The organism is Planktotalea arctica (genome assembly GCF_002105285.1).
GTDB classification, from domain to species: domain Bacteria; phylum Pseudomonadota; class Alphaproteobacteria; order Rhodobacterales; family Rhodobacteraceae; genus Planktotalea; species Planktotalea arctica.
Genome location: NZ_MUHR01000011.1, coordinates 221,989 through 241,443 on the forward strand (window position 1 = coordinate 221,989; position 19,455 = coordinate 241,443).

Consider the following 19,455-nt stretch of genomic DNA (forward strand, 5'->3'; position numbering starts at 1 on the left):
CTCATGAGCGCTATCATCGACATTCACGCCCGCGAAATTCTTGACAGCCGTGGCAATCCCACGGTCGAGGTCGATGTAATCCTCGAGGACGGCACAATGGGCCGCGCGGCGGTGCCCTCGGGCGCCTCCACAGGCGCGCATGAAGCCGTTGAAAAGCGCGATGGCGATGCAAGCCGCTATATGGGTAAAGGCGTTCTGGACGCGGTCGCAGCCGTCAACGGCGAGATAGCAGAAGAGCTGATCGGCATGGACGCGACCGAACAGGAAATGATCGACGCTATGATGATCGAGCTCGATGGCACGCCCAATAAGGCCCGCCTTGGTGCGAACGCGATCCTTGGTGTGTCCCTCGCCGTCGCCAAAGCCGCCGCCGATTTCTGCGCCCAGCCGCTGTTCCGCTATGTGGGCGGCACCTCTGCGCGCACGCTTCCTGTGCCGATGATGAATATCATCAATGGCGGCGAACATGCTGATAATCCTATCGATATTCAGGAATTCATGATCATGCCTGTTTCTGCGGAAAATATCCGCGAGGCGGTGCGCATGGGCTCTGAAGTGTTCCACACGCTGAAAAAAGAGCTGACCGCGGCGGGCCTGTCCACAGGTATCGGCGATGAAGGCGGCTTTGCACCCAACATCGGCTCCACCCGAGAAGCGCTTGATTTCATAATGAATTCCATCGAAAAGGCAGGCTACAAAGCAGGCGAAGATATCTATCTCGCCCTCGATTGCGCCGCGACAGAATATTATAAAGACGGCAAATACGTCTATGCGGGCGAAGGCAAATCCCTGACCTCCGCCGAGAATGCTGCCTACCTTGAGGCGCTGGTCAACGACTATCCCATCATCTCGATCGAGGATGGCATGGACGAAGATGACTGGGACGGCTGGAAGGCGCTCACCGACCTGCTCGGGGATCGTATCCAACTTGTGGGCGATGATCTTTTCGTAACCAACCCCGAGCGCCTTGCGCTGGGAATCGAGCGCGGAAGCGCCAACTCGATGTTAGTAAAAGTAAATCAAATCGGTACTTTGTCGGAAACTCTTAAAGCAGTCGATATGGCGCATCGCGCCCGTTTCACCAATGTGATGAGCCACCGCTCCGGCGAAACCGAAGATGCCACCATCGCCGATCTCGCCGTTGCAACCAATTGCGGCCAGATCAAAACCGGCTCCCTCGCGCGCTCCGACAGGCTGGCGAAATACAACCAGCTGATCCGTATCGAGGAAATGCTCGGCGAGACGGCTCGGTATGCGGGTCGCTCGATCCTAAAGTGATGAACGCCGATCAAATCATCGCTCACTTAGATCTCCAGCCGCACCCAGAGGGCGGCTGGTATCGCCAGACCCATATCGACGACGCAGCCCCGCGCGCGCATGGAACCTGCATCTATTTCCTGCTCAAAGCAGGCGAGAGCAGCCATTGGCACAAGGTCGATGCAACTGAAATCTGGCACTATTACGCGGGCGCGCCGCTAATCCTGAGCCTGTCGAGCACAGATGAGGGCCCCGCCTCAGACCATCTCCTGACACCCGATCTTGGCAAGGGCGCGCCGCAACTGATTGTGCCGATCCATCATTGGCAAAAGGCGCGCAGCACCGGGGATTACACGCTGGTGGGTTGCACAGTGTCCCCGGGATTTAGCTTTGACGGCTTCACCCTCGCCGCACCAGATTTCGAGATACCACGATGAACGATACCCCCTTCCTCACGCCCCTGAGCGCTGATCAACAACGCGCTGCCGGCTTGCCCGACGTGTGGCCGCTGGCCATGGCGGATCGGGTGCGCTTTGGTGAAATCGACATGCTGGGCCACGTGAATAACGCCGCCTACCTTGCGTGGTTCGAAAAACTGCGCACACTCTATATCCAACAGTCAGGCCTCACAAATTACGATCCGGCAACCGACGCGCGCATCGTGATCCGCTCCGGCGAAATCCACTGGGTCAAGGAAATGCTGCGCGAAGAACCCTACATCGCCACCGCGCGCGCAACCGAATACCGCAACACCAGTTTCACGATCCTTTCGGAAATCTGGTCCGGCGATCTGCGCACGCGCTTCACCTGCGTTTGCGTCACGCTAGAGCAGGACGGCAAAACCCGCCGCCCCTTGCCTGCCAAATTCACGGCGCGCATCCGCGAAATCGACGGCGCGGCCTTTGCATCCTCTTTCTAAAAATATCGCCGCCGGAGGCGCCTGCCCTCAGCCGCCGGCGCGCGTGCGGATATAATGCACCAGCCCTCGAGTCGAGCTATCCTTGCCCGCCGCGCTCTCGCGCCCCTCAACAATAGGCTGCAAGGCGGTTGCCAGTTCCTTGCCAAGTTCAACGCCCCATTGATCAAACGAATTGATCCCCAAAATCACCCCCTCCACAAACACGCGGTGCTCGTAAAGCGCGATAATCTGGCCCAAAATCTCTGGCGTCAGCTTGGGATATAGCAGCACCGTGGACGGACGGTTGCCCGCAAACACGCGGTGGCGCGCTTGTCGCTCCAACTCATCCCCCGTAAGCCCTTTCGCCGCCATCAGCGCGCGCGCCTCGGCCAACGAGCGGCCTTTCATCAGCGCCTCGGATTGCGCAAGGCAGTTCGCAGCCAGCAAATCATGTTGATGTGCCAGATCAGGTTCATGGCCGATCGCGGCCAATAAAAACTCGCACGGCACAACGCGGCTGCCTTGGTGAATTAGCTGATAAAACGCATGCTGCCCGTTCGTGCCCGGCTCGCCCCAAACCACAGGCCCCGTGTGCACAGGGCTATCGCTGCCGTCCATGCGCACGGATTTACCGTTACTTTCCATCTCAAGCTGCTGCAAATAGGCAGGCAAACGCGACAGGCGTTGATCATAGGGCAACACTGCGCGCGTGGTATGGCCGCAAATCTGGTTGTGCCAGATGCCCACCAGCGCGAGCATAACCGGCAGGTTTTCACCCAGCTCCGCCGCACAGAAATGACGATCCATCGCCTGCGCACCGCGCAGGAACGCGCGAAAGGCGGGGCCGCCAACGGCGATCATGATGCCAAGGCCAATCGGCCCCCAGAGCGAGTAACGCCCGCCCACCCAATCCTCGAAACCGAATACGCGGTTTGCGGGAATTCCCATCGCTGCGGTCTTTTCCTCGGATGTGCTAAGCGCGGCAAACTGCGCTGCTGGCTCTGTCACCGCTTCAGACATCCACGCCATTGCGGTGCGCGCATTGGTCATCGTCTCGATCGTCGTGAAGGTTTTGGAGGCAACAATTACCAGCGTCGTTGCGGGGTCAAGTCCGCGCAGCGTGTCCGCAATATGCGCGCCGTCCACGTTGGAGACATAATGTACACGCGGCCCATCGTGATAAGGCGCAAGCGCGAGGGTCGCCATAGCAGGGCCAAGATCAGAGCCGCCAATGCCGATATTCACCACATCGGTGATCTTGCCGCCCTGCCCTTGAAACGCGCCGCTGCGAAGTTCTTCGGCAAAACGCTCCATCCGATCCAGTGTCGCTAAAACCTCGGGCATCACATCGACGCCCTCGACCAGCACTGGATCACCGTCCAGATTACGCAGCGCCGTGTGCAGCACTGCGCGCCCCTCGGTTTCATTGATCACTTCGCCTGCAAACATTGCATCGCGTTTAGCCTCAACACCCGCATTTTGCGCCAGCGCGAGCAAAGCGCGCCGCGACGCGCCATCAATGCCGGTTTTCGAATAATCGAACAACATCTCCAAAGCAGTAGCGGAAAAATCTTCCGCGCGGTCTGGGTCGGCGGCGAACAAATCAACAATCTTCGCGCTCGTATCCAGCGCCTTCACATCATCCCACATCGTCATAATCCTTATGGTGCCCAGTTCCTTATGGTGCCCAGTGCACATCGGCACCGCTCAAGACCGCCCTGATCGGGGCCTCGGCCGCGCTTAAATGCTGCGCCGCCTCAAAGGCTGCACGCTTTTCCGCGCCGATGATCACAATGTGTTTGCGCAAGGCCCCGTCCAGCACACGCGCGCTCAAGGTTACACGAGGCTCAATCGCCCCCGGTGCACGCATGGGAACGAGGATCGGCGCATTGCTTGCCAATGCCTCATCGAGCCGATCCGCGCCAGGAAAGAGCGAGGCCGTGTGCATGTCCGCGCCCATGCCCAGCAGCAAAACTGCAATAGGCAGCTCCGGCGCAATCATTGCTTCCAGCTCTGGCAGCATTTCCTCGGGCGTTTCCGCCGGCGCGTAAAGCGGCAAGTGGCGCGCGGCGGCGGCGCGGTTCACCAAAAGGCGTTCGCGAATGAGTTTGGTGTTGGAGCGATCACTATCCGTCGGCACCCAGCGCTCGTCCGTGAGCATCACATCGACGCGCTCCCACGGCAAATCTGCAGCACAAAGATCATCGAACAAAGGCCCCGGCGTGGTGCCGCCCGGAACCGCAAGGCAGGCGCGGTCCTCATGGTGCAGCGCCGCGTTCAGATCGCCCGCGATCTGGTTCGCAAGGTGGATCATCATCATATCTGCATCAGGATATTCGTTGAACTTCATAGCTTTATCTCCCGCCAGACACGGCCGTCACGGGCGATCATCGCCACCGCGTCGGTCGGGCCTTCGCTGCCACTGTCATAGGGTTTCGGCACCTCGCCGCGCGCTTGCCAGCCCTCGATGATCGGATCGGTCCAGGCCCAAGCCGCCTCGACCTCGTCGCCGCGCATGAACAAAGTCTGGTTGCCGCGGATCACATCCATGATCAGCCGCTCGTAGGCGTCCGGAATATCCGCCGCCTCTGGCCCGAGCGCTTCGGCAAAGCTCATATCAAGTGGCACATCCACAAGGCGCATACCGCCCGGACCCGGCTCTTTTATGGTGACATCCAGCGTCATGCCCTCGTTGGGCTGAAGGCGAATGCGCAGCTCGTTGCGGTGGCGCCCAGCCTCTGCGCCAAAGATCGAATGGGGCGCATCCTTGAACACCACGGTAATTTCCGAGGTGCGCGCCTTGAGCCGCTTGCCCGTGCGCAGATAAAACGGCGTGCCGGCCCACCGCCAGTTGCTGATTGCCACCTTCAACGCCACGAAACTTTCGGTCTTGCTGCTCGGGTCTTCCACATGAGTGCGATAGTCCGGCTGATCCGGCCCCGCGCCATATTGGCCGCGCACGATCTGATGGGGCAGCACAGGTTCGAGCGCGCGAATGACTTTCAGCTTTTCGTCGCGCACCGCATCGGGGTCGAATTTCGCAGGCGGCTCCATCGCGATCAGGCACAAAAGCTGCATCAAATGGTTCTGCACCATATCGCGCATCGCGCCTGATTTATCGTAATAGCCGCCGCGCCCGCCAACGCCGACGGTCTCGGCCACGGTGATCTGGATATGATCGATATATTGGCTATTCCACAAAGGTTCAAAGAGCATATTGCCAAAGCGCACGGCCATCAAGTTTTGCACGGTTTCTTTGCCAAGGTAGTGATCGATGCGGTAAATTTGCGTTTCGTCAAAGTGTTTCGCAAGCGAAGCATTGAGTGCCTTTGCAGTGGCAAGGTCACGGCCAAAGGGCTTTTCGACCACAATGCGGCTTTCATCATCAGCCATATCAAAGCGGTGCAAACGCTCGGCCAGATCGCCGAACAGGCCGGGGCCGACCGAGAAATAAAAGGCATTCACCAGCTCTTTGCGCACTTTACCTGCCAGCTCGCTCCAGCCGGTATCGCCGCGCGCATCAACAGTGACATAATCGATCCGCGTGAGAAACTCGTCCAGCGTGCCGTCCTCGCACGCACGCCCACCGCCAAATTCGCGCACGGCCTGTGCGACCATTTCGCGAAATTCATCCGCGCTATGTTCGCCCCGCGCGGCGCCAATGATCTGGCTTTGCGGAGGGATTTGCCCCGAGCAATAGCGGCGAAACAGACCCGGCAGGATCTTGCGGCGGGCAAGATCGCCCGTGCCGCCGAAGATGACCAGATCGAAAGGATCCACAGGAATGACGCGTGAGACCATGGGGTGCTCCAAATTCTAAAAGCGCCGTTAGCGCTAACGGACAATGCAAGCGTCGTTTAACGCGGCTTTTCTCAGATGTCTAACATTGCTTTATCACATCACAATGGTGTCAGTCTCTTTTTGAGCACTTTTCTGCTCTGCACGCACAGGTTAGAGCGGGATCAACCTATTGCGAGGACGAGCATGAAAGACCTGAGCGCAGCGGCGCAGCACCCGATCGAGAAATTTGCCGACCCCTATGTGACGGCCAAAGGCGAGACGCGCGCAAGCGTCGCGCTGAGCGATCCGCAGACGCTTTGGTTCAACACCGGCACGCTGTGCAACATTGAATGCGCCAACTGCTATATTCTCAGTTCGCCCAAGAACGACGCGCTGGTGTATATTTCCCCGGATGAAGTGCGCGATTATCTCGATCAGCTTGAGACGCGCAAATGGGGCGTGCGCGAGATCGCCTTTACCGGCGGTGAGCCGTTCATGAACCCCGAGATGATCGACATCACCCGCGCCGCGCTGGAGCGTGGATATGACGTTTTGATCCTGACCAACGCCATGCGCCCGATGATGCGCAAAAAGATGCGCGACGGGCTGTTGGAGCTGAACACCGCCTACCCCGGCAAGCTCACGCTGCGCATTTCCGTCGATCACTGGGCCAAGGACAATCATGACACGGAGCGCGGCGCAGGTACGTTTGACAAGACGATCGAGGGGATGCGTTGGCTTGCGGATAACGGCTTTGACATGGCCGTTGCGGGCCGCACGGTTTGGGGCGAGAGCGACGCGGATGCGCGTGCAGGCTACGGCGCGCTTTATGCAGAGCACGGCTTTGACATTGATGCGCAGAGCCCCGGACAGACGGTTCTCTTCCCCGAAATGGACGAAAGCGCCGATGTGCCTGAAATCACCACCGCGTGCTGGGGCATTCTGGATAAATCCCCCGATGCGATGATGTGCGCCTCCTCGCGCATGGTGGTAAAGCGCAAAGGCGCCGCAAAACCTGCCGTGCTCGCCTGCACCTTGCTGCCCTATTCCGAAGAGTTCGAATTGGGCACAAGTCTGGAGCAAGCCGAAGGCTCGGTGCAACTTAACCACCCCCACTGCGCCAAGTTCTGTGTTTTGGGCGGGGCGAGTTGTTCAGCCTGAGTTCGGATTGACAGCCCAGAGCGGGGCCAGCCCCGGACCCCGAGGTATTTCAAGACCAGAGAAGCGGGGGATTGCGCCATGAAAACCCATCTGGATGTTTTGCGCGCAATGTCGCAAGAGCGGCGCGGGGCGCTGAATATGCGCTCTAATTGGGCCGGGCTGCGTCATTTGGCACTTTATCTATCGTATTTGACTGTGACGTCACTTTGGATCGGCTTTGGCGCGCCGTTTTGGCAGGTAGCACTGCTGCCCCAAGGGCTGTTTTTGGTGTTCTTGTTCACCTTGCAACATGAATGCACCCATGAAACGCCATTCGAGGCTGTGATTTTAAGCACACTCACGGGGCATGTTTGCGCTTTGGTGCTACTTCAACCCTTCAACGCCTTTCGCTATTTTCACCTAGCCCATCATCGCTACACCAATGATCCAGAGCGCGACCCCGAATTGCTCGGCGGGGCCAAGCCAGAGACTTGGGGCGCGATGATCTGGCATGTGAGCGGGCTGCCCTATTGGTCGGCTGGAATAGGGTTAACGCTGCGAAATGCAGTCGCACCGCAGGCGGCCAGCTATTTGCCCGTGCGGGTGAAACCGCGCCTTAAGCGCGAAGCGCGATGGATGCTGGTAGGCTATTTTATGATCGCGCTCAGCCTGTTTTGGAGCAGCCTCGCGCTTTGGCTATGGATCATCCCCGCGCTGATCTCCATGCCGTTTTTGCGGCTCTACTTGTTGGCCGAGCATGGTCGCTGCCCCGCTGTGGCGAACATGCTGGAGAACACGCGCACGACCTACACAACGCGCGCAATGCGCTTTCTGGCGTGGAACATGCCCTATCATATCGAGCATCACAGCGCCCCGAACGTGCCGTTTCACAAACTGCCTGATCTGCATGTTGAAATGCAGCGCGATTTGGTGAGCGTTTCAGATGGTTATGCCACGTTTATAAGGGATTACGCGGCGAACCTCAGGCAGGATAACTGATGTTTCCGCCCCCGACAAGCGCACCAACGCCCGTCGTCGCCTTGCAACTTGTCGGCAGTCCGCGCGCGACCCGAATAGCGAGATAGGCAAAGGCCTGCGCCTCCAGCATATCGCCATCAAGGCCCACTGTTTCAACCGGCTCCACCGCGCAATCGAGTGCCTCGCGCAGCATGTGCATCATCACCGGATTATGGCGCCCGCCGCCGCACACCAGCACGCGGCTTGGCGGGATCGGACAATGCTGCATTCCTTGCATGACCGCCGCCGCGCTCATCGCCGTCATCGTGGCAGCCGCATCCGCATCCGAGAGTTCACGCACCAGATCTAGCATCACAGAGAAATCATCGCGGTCCAGCGATTTGGGCGGCATGCGCGCAAAATAGGTTTCTGCGAGGAACAACTCCAGCGCGCCGGTTTCGACGGTTCCCCGGCGGGCCAGCGCGCCGTCTTCATCATAGCTTTGGCCGCGCCGCTGCTGCATCAGATCGTTTATCGGCGCATTGGCAGGGCCCGTGTCGAAGGCGAGCAATGCGCCCTCGTCTTCGGCTTTGGCTTTCCTCGGGTCGATCCATGTGATGTTGCCCACACCGCCAAGGTTAAGGAAGGCAAGCGGCGCATGCGCCTTGATCCATTTGGCGCAGGCAAAATGAAAGAACGGCGCAAGCGGCGCGCCCTCGCCGCCCATTTGCACATCGCTAGAGCGAAAATCCCAAACCACAGGCGCGCGGGCCGCCACAGCCAACGCATCGCCGTCCCCGAGTTGATGCGTGCCGCGCCCGCGAGGTTCATGCGCGAGCGTCTGGCCATGAAAACCGATGAGTTCGGGGGTAAATCCGGTTAATGCCTCAAGATGCGCTCGCTGAACAATCTTCAGAGCCGCGTCCAAATCATCGCCTTGCCAGCAGCCCAAGGCCTCCTTCAAAACCGAGCGCTCCGCATCGGAATACGCGCGATACCCGCTCTTGCCAAAACGCTCGATCCGCTCGCCGTCACTTACGAGTTCGGCCACATCGACCCCGTCCAAAGACGTGCCTGACATCAACCCGGCCGCTTTCACCAATCCAGTTTTGAACGTCCCCGGGCCCTTCATAGGCTTTTCCTTTGCGCATCCGACCTGTAAAGCATGACCGACAGCGATACGGGAACGCAAGATATGACCTACCATCCGAAATCCGATTTCATTGCCGTGATGATGGAGCGTGGCTTTTTGGCCGATTGCACCGACTATCAAGGTCTCGACGATGCGGCCCTGAAAGGCGGCATGCCCGGCTATATCGGTTTTGATGCGACGGCGAAATCCTTGCACGTCGGCTCGCTGATCCAGATCATGATGCTGCGCTGGCTGCAAAAGACCGGCGGCAAGCCGATCACCTTGATGGGCGGCGGAACGACCAAAGTGGGCGATCCAAGTTTTCGCGCGGATGAGCGTCCGCTCCTGACGCCTGCGCAGATCGACGATAACATCGCTGGCATTAAGAAAGTGTTTAGCGCCTACCTGACCTACGGCGATGGACACACGGATGCGTTAATGATCAACAACGCTGAATGGCTCGACGGCCTCAACTACCTCGATTTCCTGCGCGACATTGGCAAGCATTTCTCGGTTAACCGGATGCTCGCCTTCGAGAGCGTGAAATCGCGGCTGGATCGCGAGCAATCCCTGAGCTTTCTCGAGTTCAACTACATGATCTTGCAGGCCTATGACTTCATGGAGCTGAACAATCGCTATGGCTGCATGTTGCAGATGGGCGGCTCGGATCAATGGGGCAACATTGTTAACGGGATCGACCTTACACGCCGCGTGATCGATCATCAGGTGTTCGGTCTGACCTCGCCTTTGCTCACCACATCTGACGGCAAAAAGATGGGTAAAAGCGCGGATGGGGCGGTTTGGCTGAACCCTGACATGCGCAGTCCTTACGAGTTCTGGCAGTTCTGGCGCAACACCACCGATGCGGATGTGGGGCGTTTCCTCAAACTTTATACCGAGATGCCCGTGGATGAATGCGCGCGTCTTGGCGCGCTGGCAGGTTCGGAAATCAACGAGGCGAAAGTGATCCTCGCCAATGAAATCACCGGCCTTTTGCACGGTGCAGAGGCGGCTCAAACGGCCGAAGCCACGTCGCGCGAAGTGTTCGAGAAGGGCGGCGTTGGCGATGATCTGCCGACGCTCGAAATCACCCGCGAGGAACTGGGAGAGGGTCTGTCCATCGTGCAAGCGATCGTGCGCGCAGGGTTGGCCAAGTCCGGCAAGGACGCGAAACGCCTGATTTCAGAGAACGGCGCGCGCATGGACGATGCACCGCTCGTTGATGCAGGCCTCATGCTCGACGCCGCCGCGCTCTCCTCGCCCATCAAACTCAGCGCAGGCAAGAAACGCCACGCGCTTATCGTGTTGAAAGGATAGACCATGCTGCGCGCCGCAACCGCCTTGCTGCTCACCGCCACGCCACTTATGGCGCAGAACGTTTACGGCAGCGCGACGCTGTCCTTCGGCCAAGGCGACACTGTTGGCGCACCTGTCGGCATTCAGGGCGCTGAGGGCACGCTGGCCAACACCCGCGCTGATCTCAGTTTCGGCCGCCTCGCTGCCAATGGCCTCTACCTGCAAGCCGATCTCGGCCTTGGTGCCAGTGACAACGCCAACTCAGCGCCTAACACCGCCAATACGTCCAATAGCCTGATCCTGCGCGCAGGCCGCGCGGCGGATCGGTTCAGCTACGGTGCGTTTCTTGGTGCGCTGCAATCGGATCACGATAATGATGCCACAGACGATGCCATGCGCGTGCTCGCGGGGATCGAAGGGTCTTGGTCCCTGAATGAGCGCTGGGATTTCAACGGCCACCTCGGCTATCTCGCCGGCGATAGCGGCTCGGACAGCGCCGCGACCGTCACGGATGGTATTTTCACAGGTGTCGGCGTCACATATGCCGCCACGAGCCGCCTCAACATCGGCACCTCCATCGGCTATCTCAACGCTAAAATGGACGCGCCGCAAAATGTCGTCGAACTCTGGACCCTAGAGCTGCGCGCCGACTACCAGATCGTGGCCGTTCCCGGCCTGTCGCTCTTCGCCGCTGCGCAATATGGCGAGAGCCACCAGAAAGAAGTGATCGGCCCCGATGACATCACCGACACCACAAGCATCATGGCCGGCATCACCTATCGTTTTGGTGCCAAACGCCCCAAGACAACAAACCTCACCTATCTTGAACCATTCCTCGCCAACACAGGCGGTATCCTGGAATAGGCTTCATCTTCCCAAATAAACTTCGGGGGAGTCTCGGCCTGCCGAGACGGGGGCTGGCCCCCCGTCCCGACTACTCCCCGAGCATCCAATCCCCCTCGGGCCAGAACGCGTGAAACGCGAAAGCGAACATCACGTCGTGCGGCAAATCATTACCAGCCTGATCGCGCACGCGCACCGTGCCCACGTCGCGCCCCTTGCCGATCTGCGGCGCATCCAGCGCAGAAGCCTGCCCTGCGGCCCAGCTTAACGTTATGCCATTTTCCGTGACCTGCTCCAATGTCGCCAAACGGGTCAAAGGCCATGCGCTCTCCCCCACGCGCACCACGCGCTCCAGCGCGGGGATGCCATGGGGCGGCATTTCGCCATTATAAAGGAAAGGCTTGGTCGAACTGTCATAACTCACATAAGGATTGCGCCCGTATCGACGTGGGAAATCAGGCTCCAGCATCACCAAACCATCGGGGTGGCGCGTGCGGTATTCGTCCCAGCTTTCCATCCATGTGGGCAGTTGCTTGAGCTGCGCACCGAGCAAATCACCTACAATCGCCTCGCCTACCGCCTGCTGCCACCAGCTTTCGGTTTCGCGGTCAAACATCACCATGTCCGAATTGCGCAGCTTGCCAGACACACCAAACGTCAACGTGCCCTGCGGGATGCGCCGATCAAAGGTGATACCGGAATTGCACAGCGGGCAGAACGTGACCGCCACGGGCACACCGCCCACCGTATCATTCGCAATCTCGTGCCACGTCAAATAGCGCACGGGATAGGCACGCACGTCGCCATTGATATCGACGGTGATCACCGGCTCGCGCCCGCCGATCCGCGTCTCCTCCGACGCTTTGCCAAAATCGGGGTTGTTCAGCGCAGGAATGCCATCCTTGGGCGGGCCACCCGACATGATCTCGATCCAGCTGCTCACTGAGGTCTGCTCGAAATTCGTCTTCGGCCATTCGAACTTCCAGAAATTCGGATCAGCCGAAGCGCTGCTCACGGCCAAACTCAGACCCAGTGTCTGAGCCAGTACCAGAAAAATACGGTTGAACATGAAAACACCCTCCAAGCGATTGCAAGGAGGGTGCTTCAAAACTGCGCACGTGCATAGCCCTGCACACGGCATTGTCAGATAGTGTCACTCGGTGACGGTGACTGTCTTCATCACGTCAGGCTGGCCGATCACTGCGCCGTTGGCGCCTTTGCCCAGCTTGATCGCATCCACCACATCCATACCGCCCGTGACGCGGCCAACGACCGTGTATTGACCGTTCAGATGGGTCGCGGGTGCAAACATGATAAAGAACTGGCTATTGGCACTGTCAGGATTGGAAGACCGCGCCATGCCAAGAACGCCGCGCTCGAAGGCTTCGTCGTTGAATTCCGCTTTAAGGTCAGGCTTGGAAGAGCCGCCCATCCCTGCGCGGCGCATATCGCCGCCCATCTTGCCAAATTCCACATCGCCCGTTTGCGCCATAAAACCGTCGATGACACGGTGGAACACCACGCCGTCATAAGCACCCATGCTTGCAAGCTCGGTGATGCGCGCAACGTGCTTGGGCGCGACGTTTTCCAGCAGATCAATCGTGATCACGCCGTTCGCGCCCTCGCCTTGCACTTCGATTTGCAACCCTGTGGCCAGCGCAGGGCTGGCCATCAAGGCAAAGATCGCTGCCAGCTTACGCATCGGCGGCGACTTTCACAGAGACCATGCGGTCAGGCGCAACCGGCGGCTCGCCGCGCGTGATACCATCGACCAGCTCCATGCCGGACGTGACGCGGCCATAGACCGTGTATTGCTTGTTCAGGAAGTGGTTGTCGGAGAAGTTGATAAAGAACTGGCTGTTCGCACTGTCGGGGTTTTGCGAGCGCGCCGCGCCGATCGTGCCGCGATCATGGGGAATACCAGAGAACTCCGCCTTGACGTCCGGCATGTCGGAGCCGCCTGTGCCCGCCGCGTGGATGTTGAAATCTTTTTCCATGTTGCCGTTGGCCACATCGCCCGTTTGCGCCATGAAACCGTCGATCACACGGTGAAAACACACGTTGTCATAGGCACCAGAGCGCACCAGCGTCTTCATGCGCTCGCAGTGCAGCGGCGCGATATCTGGCAGAAGTTCAATCGTCACTGTGCCGTCTTTCAGCTCAAGCAGGATCGTGTTTTCGAGATCTTTTGTATCGGCCATGGGGCGCTCCTTTATATTCGTTGGGGGAGTATCTAAGGTGCAAAGCCCAGATTGCCAAGGCAAGCATTGACGATAGCCCCCGCGCGCGGCAAAGACAGGCGCATCAATACGCGCACTTGAGGAGAAATATGATGACTTGGACGACACTGGATCAAATGGACCTCAAGGGCAAACGCGTGCTGACGCGCGTCGATATCAACGTGCCGATGGAAAACGGCGTGGTCACGGATGCCACGCGCATCGCGCGCATCGTGCCCACGGTGAAGGATATTCTTGCCGCTGGCGGAATGCCGATCCTGCTGGCGCATTTTGGCCGACCCAAGGGCACGCGCGTACCCGAAATGAGCCTGCAACACCTTGTTCCGGCGCTAGAAGCCGCCTTTGACTGCGACGTGATCTTCGCCGCCGATTGCATTGGCGCGGGCGCAGAAGCTGCTGTCGGCGCGCTGCAAGCAGGCCGTGTCCTGCTGCTGGAAAACACCCGTTTTCATCCGCAAGAACCTGCGAATGATTCCGCCTTTGCCGCAGCAATGGCGCGCCTTGGCGATATCTATTGCAACGATGCGTTCTCCGCCGCGCACCGCGCCCATGCGAGCACCGAAGGCCTTGCGCGCCTTCTGCCCTCTTGCGCGGGTCGCCTCATGCAGCAGGAACTCAGCGCTTTGGAAGCGGCCCTTGGAACACCAAAGCGCCCTGTCGTCGCAGTCGTGGGCGGCGCGAAAGTCTCCACCAAGCTCGAATTGCTCAGCAATCTGGTGGAAAAAGTCGATCATCTGGTGATTGGCGGCGGCATGGCCAACACCTTTCTTGCAGCGCAAGGCATCGATGTGGGCAAATCGCTAGCAGAGCATGAAATGAGCGCAACAGCGCTTGAGATCATCGCCAAGGCGAAAGCAGCGGGCTGCGAGATTGTTCTGCCCTCGGATGTGGTCGTCGCGCGTGAATTCAAAGCGGGCGCCGCAAGCGAAACCGTTGCCGCAGACGCCTGCCCTGCAGACGCGATGATCCTCGATGCGGGCCCCGATACGGTTGCGCGCATCAAAGCCATCCTCGACAGCGCGAAAACGCTGATCTGGAACGGCCCGCTTGGCGCGTTCGAAATTGAACCCTTCGACATGGCGACCAACGCCGCTGCCGCCTATGCCGCCGATTTGTCCGCCAAGGGCGCGCTGGTTTCCGTGGCTGGCGGCGGTGACACCGTTGCGGCCCTTAACCAAGCGGGCGCAGCAGAGAGGTTCACCTATATTTCCACCGCGGGCGGCGCATTCCTTGAGTGGATGGAAGGCAAGACATTGCCCGGCGTGGCGGCGCTCAGCGCTTAAGTCGGGTATCCCTGCCTTGCGCGACAAGCGAATCGCTGTACCCTGAGCGTGATTTTATCAGCCTCGGGATTTTTTCAGATGTCCGTTTTACGCAAATGCCTTCACTCTACCGCTCTTACCTGCGCCCTCGCCCTGCCGCTACATGCACAAGATACGCCAGCGCCAGAAATCCCCGTCACCCTATGGGATGCCTTTTCGGTCGAGAACTTACTGGGTATGATCGTGCAGAGTTTCATGCCCACGCTGCGCGTGCTGGCCGATGTGCGCTATGCGCAGATCGACGTGGACCCGGTGCGCAACCGCATTGCGCTGGTGGGCGTCGATATCCGCCCCTACCTGCCCTACGTTGACGGCGATGCCTGCGCGATCACTGCCGATGCCATCGTTTTGAGCGGACAGCCGATTGATCGCCAGCAAGGCTATGCGCTGGCCTTGTCCCTTGAAGGCGCAAGCGTTGATTTCGACTGCCTTCCTAATGAGGCACGCCCTGTGGTCGGTATGCTCGGCGTTGAAAACATCCGCCTTGATCGCGCAACGGTAAATGTGAACTACGATTTCGCCTCCGGCGGCGCGATGATCCATTTTGGCGCGGACCTTGATAATCTAGCCTCGCTCAGCGGCTCGGCAGATCTCGATTACATCAGTTACCGCATGGATTTCGAGACTGAAGAAGTTATGCCAGCGGCGCATGTGAACCATGTGCAACTGACGCTTGAAGATCGCGGGCTTTATGCGGCAGGCGCGCGCATGGCCCCTCCCGGTATGCTCGACCCGGCGGCACTGGAGCAGATCATCCCCGGTGCATTGCGCGATATGTTTGGCGAAATGAACGGGATTGAGGCGCGCGAGCTTAGCACAGAGCAACAGGCCTTCATCACGCAAGCCGTGCAAGTGGCGCAGGCCTTTGTGGTGAATCCTACACAAATCGTACTAGAAACCGGCGCGGCGCAAACCCCTGTCCGCCTTGGCGAGGGCGATCTGGAGGATCCCAAAGCGATGTTCTCTAAACTCGCCCCGCGCATTGGCACTACGCCAGCGGCCATCACAGCCGGTATCACCTCGACCGATCTGAAGCAGGCGATTGACGGTCTGCTGCCTACAAGCCGCAATCTTGAAGTGGGCCGCGCGCTCCTCAGCGGCATCGGCGCGCCGCGCAACACCACGCTGGGCCTGCGCCTGCTTGATCCTTTGGCAAAAGAGGGCAATCCGGTTGCCACCTCGCTCATGGCAGAGGCGATGCAAGAGATGAACCCGCCCGTCGCCTACCGCCTCGCTCTGCACGCCGCCTCCAAGGGGCAACCGCAAAGCCTGAGCCTGCTTAACGGTCTGGAGGACGGCCTCACCCTCGCGCAGATGCTTGAAGTACAAGACGATATGCTAGGCGGCGGCGGGCCTGTGGCCTCTGACTTTGCCTCCATTGGCGATATCCGGCGCGCGGCGCGCGGGCATCTTCTTGGCACCACGCGCATCCGCTCGTATCGTGCAGCCTATTACTGGGCCTCTGTCGGGGCGGCGGCGGGCGATGTCGCCTCTGCGACGATCCGCGACGAGATTGACACGATCATGCGTCTTCGCGGCGCCAGCACTGCATGGAGCGAGGTGCAGACCAGCCTCGAGAACGGCGTTTTGCGCGATTGGGTGGGGCGCGATTTGCCCGGCGCGTTGCAAGAGTAGCGCCGCGACATTAAAGCTGCCCGCCTGTTAGCGCGACCATGATTGCGCGCAGGCGGGCGCTGGCCTAAACCCTGAGCAACATGAATTCGCAGTAAAGGGTGATCCAATGACAAATCCGCAAATGGCCGACAAAATCCGTGCAGGCCAAGGCTTTATCGCAGCATTGGATCAATCGGGAGGCTCTACGCCCAAGGCGTTGAAGCTCTATGGCATCGAGCAAAGCGCCTATAGCTCTGACGCTGAAATGTTCGACATGATCCACGCCATGCGCGCGCGCATCGTCTCCTCGCCCGCCTTTACCGGCGAGCGGGTCGTCGGCGCGATCCTGTTCGAGATGACCATGGACCGCGAAATCGACGGCAAACCCTCGGCAAAGGCACTTTGGGAGGACAATGGCGTCGTGCCCTTCCTCAAGATCGACAAGGGCCTTGAGGAGATCGAGCATGGCGTGCAGCTTTTGAAGCCCATTCCCGGTCTTGAGGCCCTGCTCGCCCGCGCGGTGCAAAACGGCATCTTTGGCACCAAGGAGCGCTCGGTCGTACAGGCGGCGAATGCACGCGGTATCCGCGCGTTGGTGCAGCAGCAATTCCAGCTTGGCAATCAGGTGCTTGCGGCGGGCCTCGTGCCGATCATCGAGCCAGAGGTGACGATTTCGATCACCGACAAGGCCGAAGCAGAACAGATGCTCTTGGAAGAACTCACCGCTGCGCTCGACACAGTCCCTGCAGGCCAGCAAGTAATGCTGAAACTGACCCTGCCCGAAACTGCGAACCAGTATAAATCGCTGGTCGATGATCCGCGCGTGATGAAAGTCGTCGCGCTCTCGGGTGGTTATTCGCGCGAAGAGGCGAACGCGCGTCTGTCCAAGAACACCGGCATGATCGCCAGCTTTTCGCGCGCCTTGACCGAAGGGCTTTCGGCCCAGCAATCAGGTGCAGAGTTCGATGCCACGCTTGATGCGACCATCGCAGAAATCCACGCGGCCTCTATCGCAGGTTAATGCCTGGGATGAGCGGCGCTTAAACCGTCCAGTACCGCGCGTGCGGCGCGCAGGCCCGGCGCATCGCCACCCTGCCCAAGCCGCTGCATCGTGAGCGCCATCGCCTCTGCCTGTCCACTCGGGTTGTTGATCAAAGCCAGCAGCGCGTCCGCGATCCGGTCTGGCACGCAATCTGCGCCAATAAATTCAGGCACCGCGCGGGTTTCGGAGACAAGATTGACCAGCGTGACTGTATCCACTTTGAGCATGCGCCCGATCACCTGACGAGAGAGCCAGTTCATATCGTAGGCGATCACCATGGGCGTGCCTGCGGCAGCGAGTTCGAGCGACACGGTGCCCGACGCCGCCAGCGCCACATCCGCCGCCTTGAACGCCGCGCGTTTTTGCGCCTTATCCTCGGAGCGGATGACCAGCGGCTCTAGGGACCAACTTTTGACTGCCTCGCGCACCAAATGCTCCACGGGCGCAGCTGCGGGGATCACCACCCGTAAATCGGGGCGGGCTTGCAATGCCGGGGCCAAGGCCTCGCCAAAGACGGGTGCGAGCCGGCTGACTTCGCCGCGGCGCGATCCGGGCAGCACCAGCGCCAGTGGCGCACCGCCTATCCCGTGCTCTAAGCGAAACGCCTGCGCGTCCTTTGCGCTGGCTTGCGGGTCCGTCACGACGGGGTGGCCGACGAAATCGCAGCGCATGCCGGCGGCTTCCATATAGGGCGGCTCGAAAGGCAAAAGCGCAAGCACCTGATCGATGTGACGCGCCATTTTTACAGCGCGCCCCGACCGCCACGCCCAGACCGTCGGCGCAACATAATGCACACAGCGCACATGGCTTTGCGCCTTGACCAGCTTGGCGACGCGCAGGGAAAATTCGGGCAAATCGATGGTGATCAACACATCGGGGTTTGCGCCGATAATCGTCTCTGCGGTCTGTGATATGCGCCGTTTCAAATGGCGGTATTGCGAGAGGATTTCAGAGATGCCCATGATCGAAATCTCTTCCATAGGAAAGCGGCTTTTTAACCCTGCCTCGATCATACGCGCGCCGCCGATGCCATCAAAACGCACATCGGGCAGCAGCGTTTGCAAGCCCTCCATCAGGGCCGCGCCCAGTTTGTCGCCCGAAGGCTCGCCTGCGATAATGAAGACGCGCATCGTCTAAATCTCCTGCGCAATCAAGGTGATACCATGGGCTTCAGCGCACTTTAGCGTCTCTTCACGCTCAAGCAGGATAACACTGCGCGCGGCTAGCACGATCGCGGAGAGACCAGACAAGGCCGCCGCCTTTACCGTGCCGGGTCCGATGGTGGGCATGTCTACGCGCAGATCCTGCCCCCGTTTGGGAGCTTTTACGAAAACGCCGCCACCCTTGCGCAGATGTTTCGGGGTGTTTGCCACAAAGCCAAGCAGCGCATCCGTGCCTTGCAGCGTTTCGATGCCAAGGCAGAGGCCATTTTCCACAACCGCGCCCTGCCCCACATCGAGCGGGCCGAGGGCCGTCAGAATATCAATTGCGCGGTCTGCATCAGCGCGCGCGCGTGCATCAAGCGCATTGCCGCTCAAGCATCCTGCCGCCGCAGTAAGGCTGGGATCAATCTCATGTGCGCCGCGCACGGCGAAACCCTGTTCTTCGAAAATCGCGATCACAAGACGCAATAGTGCATCGTCCCCCTGCGACATCGCGGCCATCAGGCGCGGCGCAAGGGCTTTCATCGTGTCATCAAACGCAGCGGGGTCAAGATCGGGGCGCGACATGGCACCGGCCATCACCACCTCACTAACACCTTGGGATTTAAGCGCAGCAAACAGCGCGCCCATTTTTTCGTAGGATTGTTCCTGCGCAGATCCGCCCAGCCCGTGCGTAACGCCTTTAAAGGTGATCTGAACCGCATCGGGGCAAAGCGCGGCCAAGCGGCGCGGAAGATTGCCGCCCCCTGCCAGAATGGCCAACCGCCCCAT

At 59.7% G+C, this 19,455-nt stretch carries 19 protein-coding genes; 10 read left to right on the forward strand and 9 right to left on the reverse strand.

The genetic code is table 11. From position 1 onward, the window contains the following. The first annotated feature begins 3 nt into the window (after window positions 1-3). The 3 genes from eno to B9P63_RS11735 are packed head-to-tail and all read left to right on the forward strand — an operon-like array spanning window position 4 to window position 2,176. Entirely contained in the window at window positions 4-1,278 is a 1,275-nt protein-coding gene (gene eno, locus B9P63_RS11725) for a phosphopyruvate hydratase (protein WP_085308945.1), read from the forward strand. Then, window positions 1,278-1,694, forward strand: coding sequence for a cupin domain-containing protein (locus B9P63_RS11730; RefSeq protein ID WP_085308947.1), 417 nt, complete (start codon window positions 1,278-1,280; stop codon window positions 1,692-1,694). Before eno ends, B9P63_RS11730 begins: the two co-directional genes overlap by 1 nt. Then, a complete protein-coding gene (locus tag B9P63_RS11735; protein ID WP_085308949.1) occupies window positions 1,691-2,176 on the forward strand; it encodes an acyl-CoA thioesterase in 486 nt (161 codons plus the stop codon). Before B9P63_RS11730 ends, B9P63_RS11735 begins: the two co-directional genes overlap by 4 nt. A gap of 27 nt (window positions 2,177-2,203) precedes the next feature. Here the strand turns inward: B9P63_RS11735 and pgi are convergent, their stop codons facing one another. Genes pgi through zwf form a run of 3 tightly spaced genes read right to left on the reverse strand, consistent with a single transcriptional unit; the run spans window position 2,204 to window position 5,956 of the window. Continuing rightward, window positions 2,204-3,805, reverse strand: a complete 1,602-nt coding sequence (pgi, locus tag B9P63_RS11740; protein WP_085308951.1) for a glucose-6-phosphate isomerase — start codon at window positions 3,803-3,805, stop codon at window positions 2,204-2,206. Window positions 3,806-3,833: 28 nt separating this feature from the next. Further along, window positions 3,834-4,505: a 6-phosphogluconolactonase gene (gene pgl, locus B9P63_RS11745; RefSeq protein ID WP_085308953.1), complete on the reverse strand. Its 672-nt coding sequence runs from the start codon at window positions 4,503-4,505 to the stop codon at window positions 3,834-3,836. Next, a complete protein-coding gene (gene zwf, locus B9P63_RS11750; protein WP_085308955.1) occupies window positions 4,502-5,956 on the reverse strand; it encodes a glucose-6-phosphate dehydrogenase in 1,455 nt (484 codons plus the stop codon). The genes pgl and zwf overlap by 4 nt, the downstream gene beginning before the upstream one ends. Before the next feature lie 183 nt (window positions 5,957-6,139). Here zwf and B9P63_RS11755 point away from each other — a divergent pair, with 183 nt between their 5' ends. Both B9P63_RS11755 and B9P63_RS11760 read left to right on the forward strand, forming a co-directional pair. Further along, window positions 6,140-7,096 carry a radical SAM protein gene (locus tag B9P63_RS11755; protein ID WP_085308957.1) on the forward strand — a complete coding sequence of 319 codons (957 nt, stop codon included), beginning with the start codon at window positions 6,140-6,142 and terminating at the stop codon, window positions 7,094-7,096. A 78-nt stretch (window positions 7,097-7,174) separates the two neighbouring features. Continuing rightward, window positions 7,175-8,074, forward strand: a complete 900-nt coding sequence (locus tag B9P63_RS11760; RefSeq protein ID WP_085308959.1) for a fatty acid desaturase — start codon at window positions 7,175-7,177, stop codon at window positions 8,072-8,074. Here B9P63_RS11760 and B9P63_RS11765 read toward each other — a convergent pair. Then, entirely contained in the window at window positions 8,058-9,164 is a 1,107-nt protein-coding gene (locus tag B9P63_RS11765; RefSeq protein WP_085308961.1) for an anhydro-N-acetylmuramic acid kinase, read from the reverse strand. The genes B9P63_RS11760 and B9P63_RS11765 overlap by 17 nt on opposite strands. A 63-nt stretch (window positions 9,165-9,227) precedes the next feature. Here B9P63_RS11765 and tyrS point away from each other — a divergent pair, with 63 nt between their 5' ends. Then, window positions 9,228-10,481: a tyrosine--tRNA ligase gene (gene tyrS / locus B9P63_RS11770; RefSeq protein ID WP_085309249.1), complete on the forward strand. Its 1,254-nt coding sequence runs from the start codon at window positions 9,228-9,230 to the stop codon at window positions 10,479-10,481. A gap of 3 nt (window positions 10,482-10,484) precedes the next feature. Then, on the forward strand, window positions 10,485-11,324 hold the full coding sequence (locus tag B9P63_RS11775) for a hypothetical protein (protein WP_085308964.1): 840 nt from the start codon (window positions 10,485-10,487) through the stop codon (window positions 11,322-11,324). A gap of 70 nt (window positions 11,325-11,394) precedes the next feature. On the opposite strand, the gene B9P63_RS11780 is transcribed toward B9P63_RS11775, so the two are convergent. From B9P63_RS11780 to B9P63_RS11790, 3 genes are all read right to left on the reverse strand, one after another. Then, window positions 11,395-12,372: a DUF3179 domain-containing protein gene (locus tag B9P63_RS11780; protein WP_085309251.1), complete on the reverse strand. Its 978-nt coding sequence runs from the start codon at window positions 12,370-12,372 to the stop codon at window positions 11,395-11,397. 84 nt (window positions 12,373-12,456) lie between these two features. Then, entirely contained in the window at window positions 12,457-13,005 is a 549-nt protein-coding gene (locus B9P63_RS11785; protein ID WP_085308966.1) for a peptidylprolyl isomerase, read from the reverse strand. Then, window positions 12,998-13,504 (reverse strand): peptidylprolyl isomerase, encoded by a 507-nt coding sequence (locus B9P63_RS11790; RefSeq protein ID WP_085308968.1) that lies wholly within the window; start codon window positions 13,502-13,504, stop codon window positions 12,998-13,000. The genes B9P63_RS11785 and B9P63_RS11790 overlap by 8 nt, the downstream gene beginning before the upstream one ends. A gap of 131 nt (window positions 13,505-13,635) precedes the next feature. Between B9P63_RS11790 and B9P63_RS11795 the strand changes: the two genes are divergently transcribed. From B9P63_RS11795 to B9P63_RS11805, 3 genes are all read left to right on the forward strand, one after another. Continuing rightward, entirely contained in the window at window positions 13,636-14,826 is a 1,191-nt protein-coding gene (locus B9P63_RS11795) for a phosphoglycerate kinase (RefSeq protein WP_085309253.1), read from the forward strand. 78 nt (window positions 14,827-14,904) lie between these two features. After that, on the forward strand, window positions 14,905-16,500 hold the full coding sequence (locus B9P63_RS11800) for a hypothetical protein (RefSeq protein WP_139816257.1): 1,596 nt from the start codon (window positions 14,905-14,907) through the stop codon (window positions 16,498-16,500). A gap of 106 nt (window positions 16,501-16,606) precedes the next feature. Beyond that, entirely contained in the window at window positions 16,607-17,500 is an 894-nt protein-coding gene (locus tag B9P63_RS11805; RefSeq protein ID WP_085308972.1) for a fructose bisphosphate aldolase, read from the forward strand. Here the strand turns inward: B9P63_RS11805 and lpxB are convergent. Then, window positions 17,497-18,651, reverse strand: a complete 1,155-nt coding sequence (lpxB, locus tag B9P63_RS11810; protein ID WP_085308974.1) for a lipid-A-disaccharide synthase — start codon at window positions 18,649-18,651, stop codon at window positions 17,497-17,499. The genes B9P63_RS11805 and lpxB overlap by 4 nt on opposite strands. Before the next feature lie 3 nt (window positions 18,652-18,654). Next, entirely contained in the window at window positions 18,655-19,455 is an 801-nt protein-coding gene (locus tag B9P63_RS11815; protein ID WP_085308976.1) for an LpxI family protein, read from the reverse strand.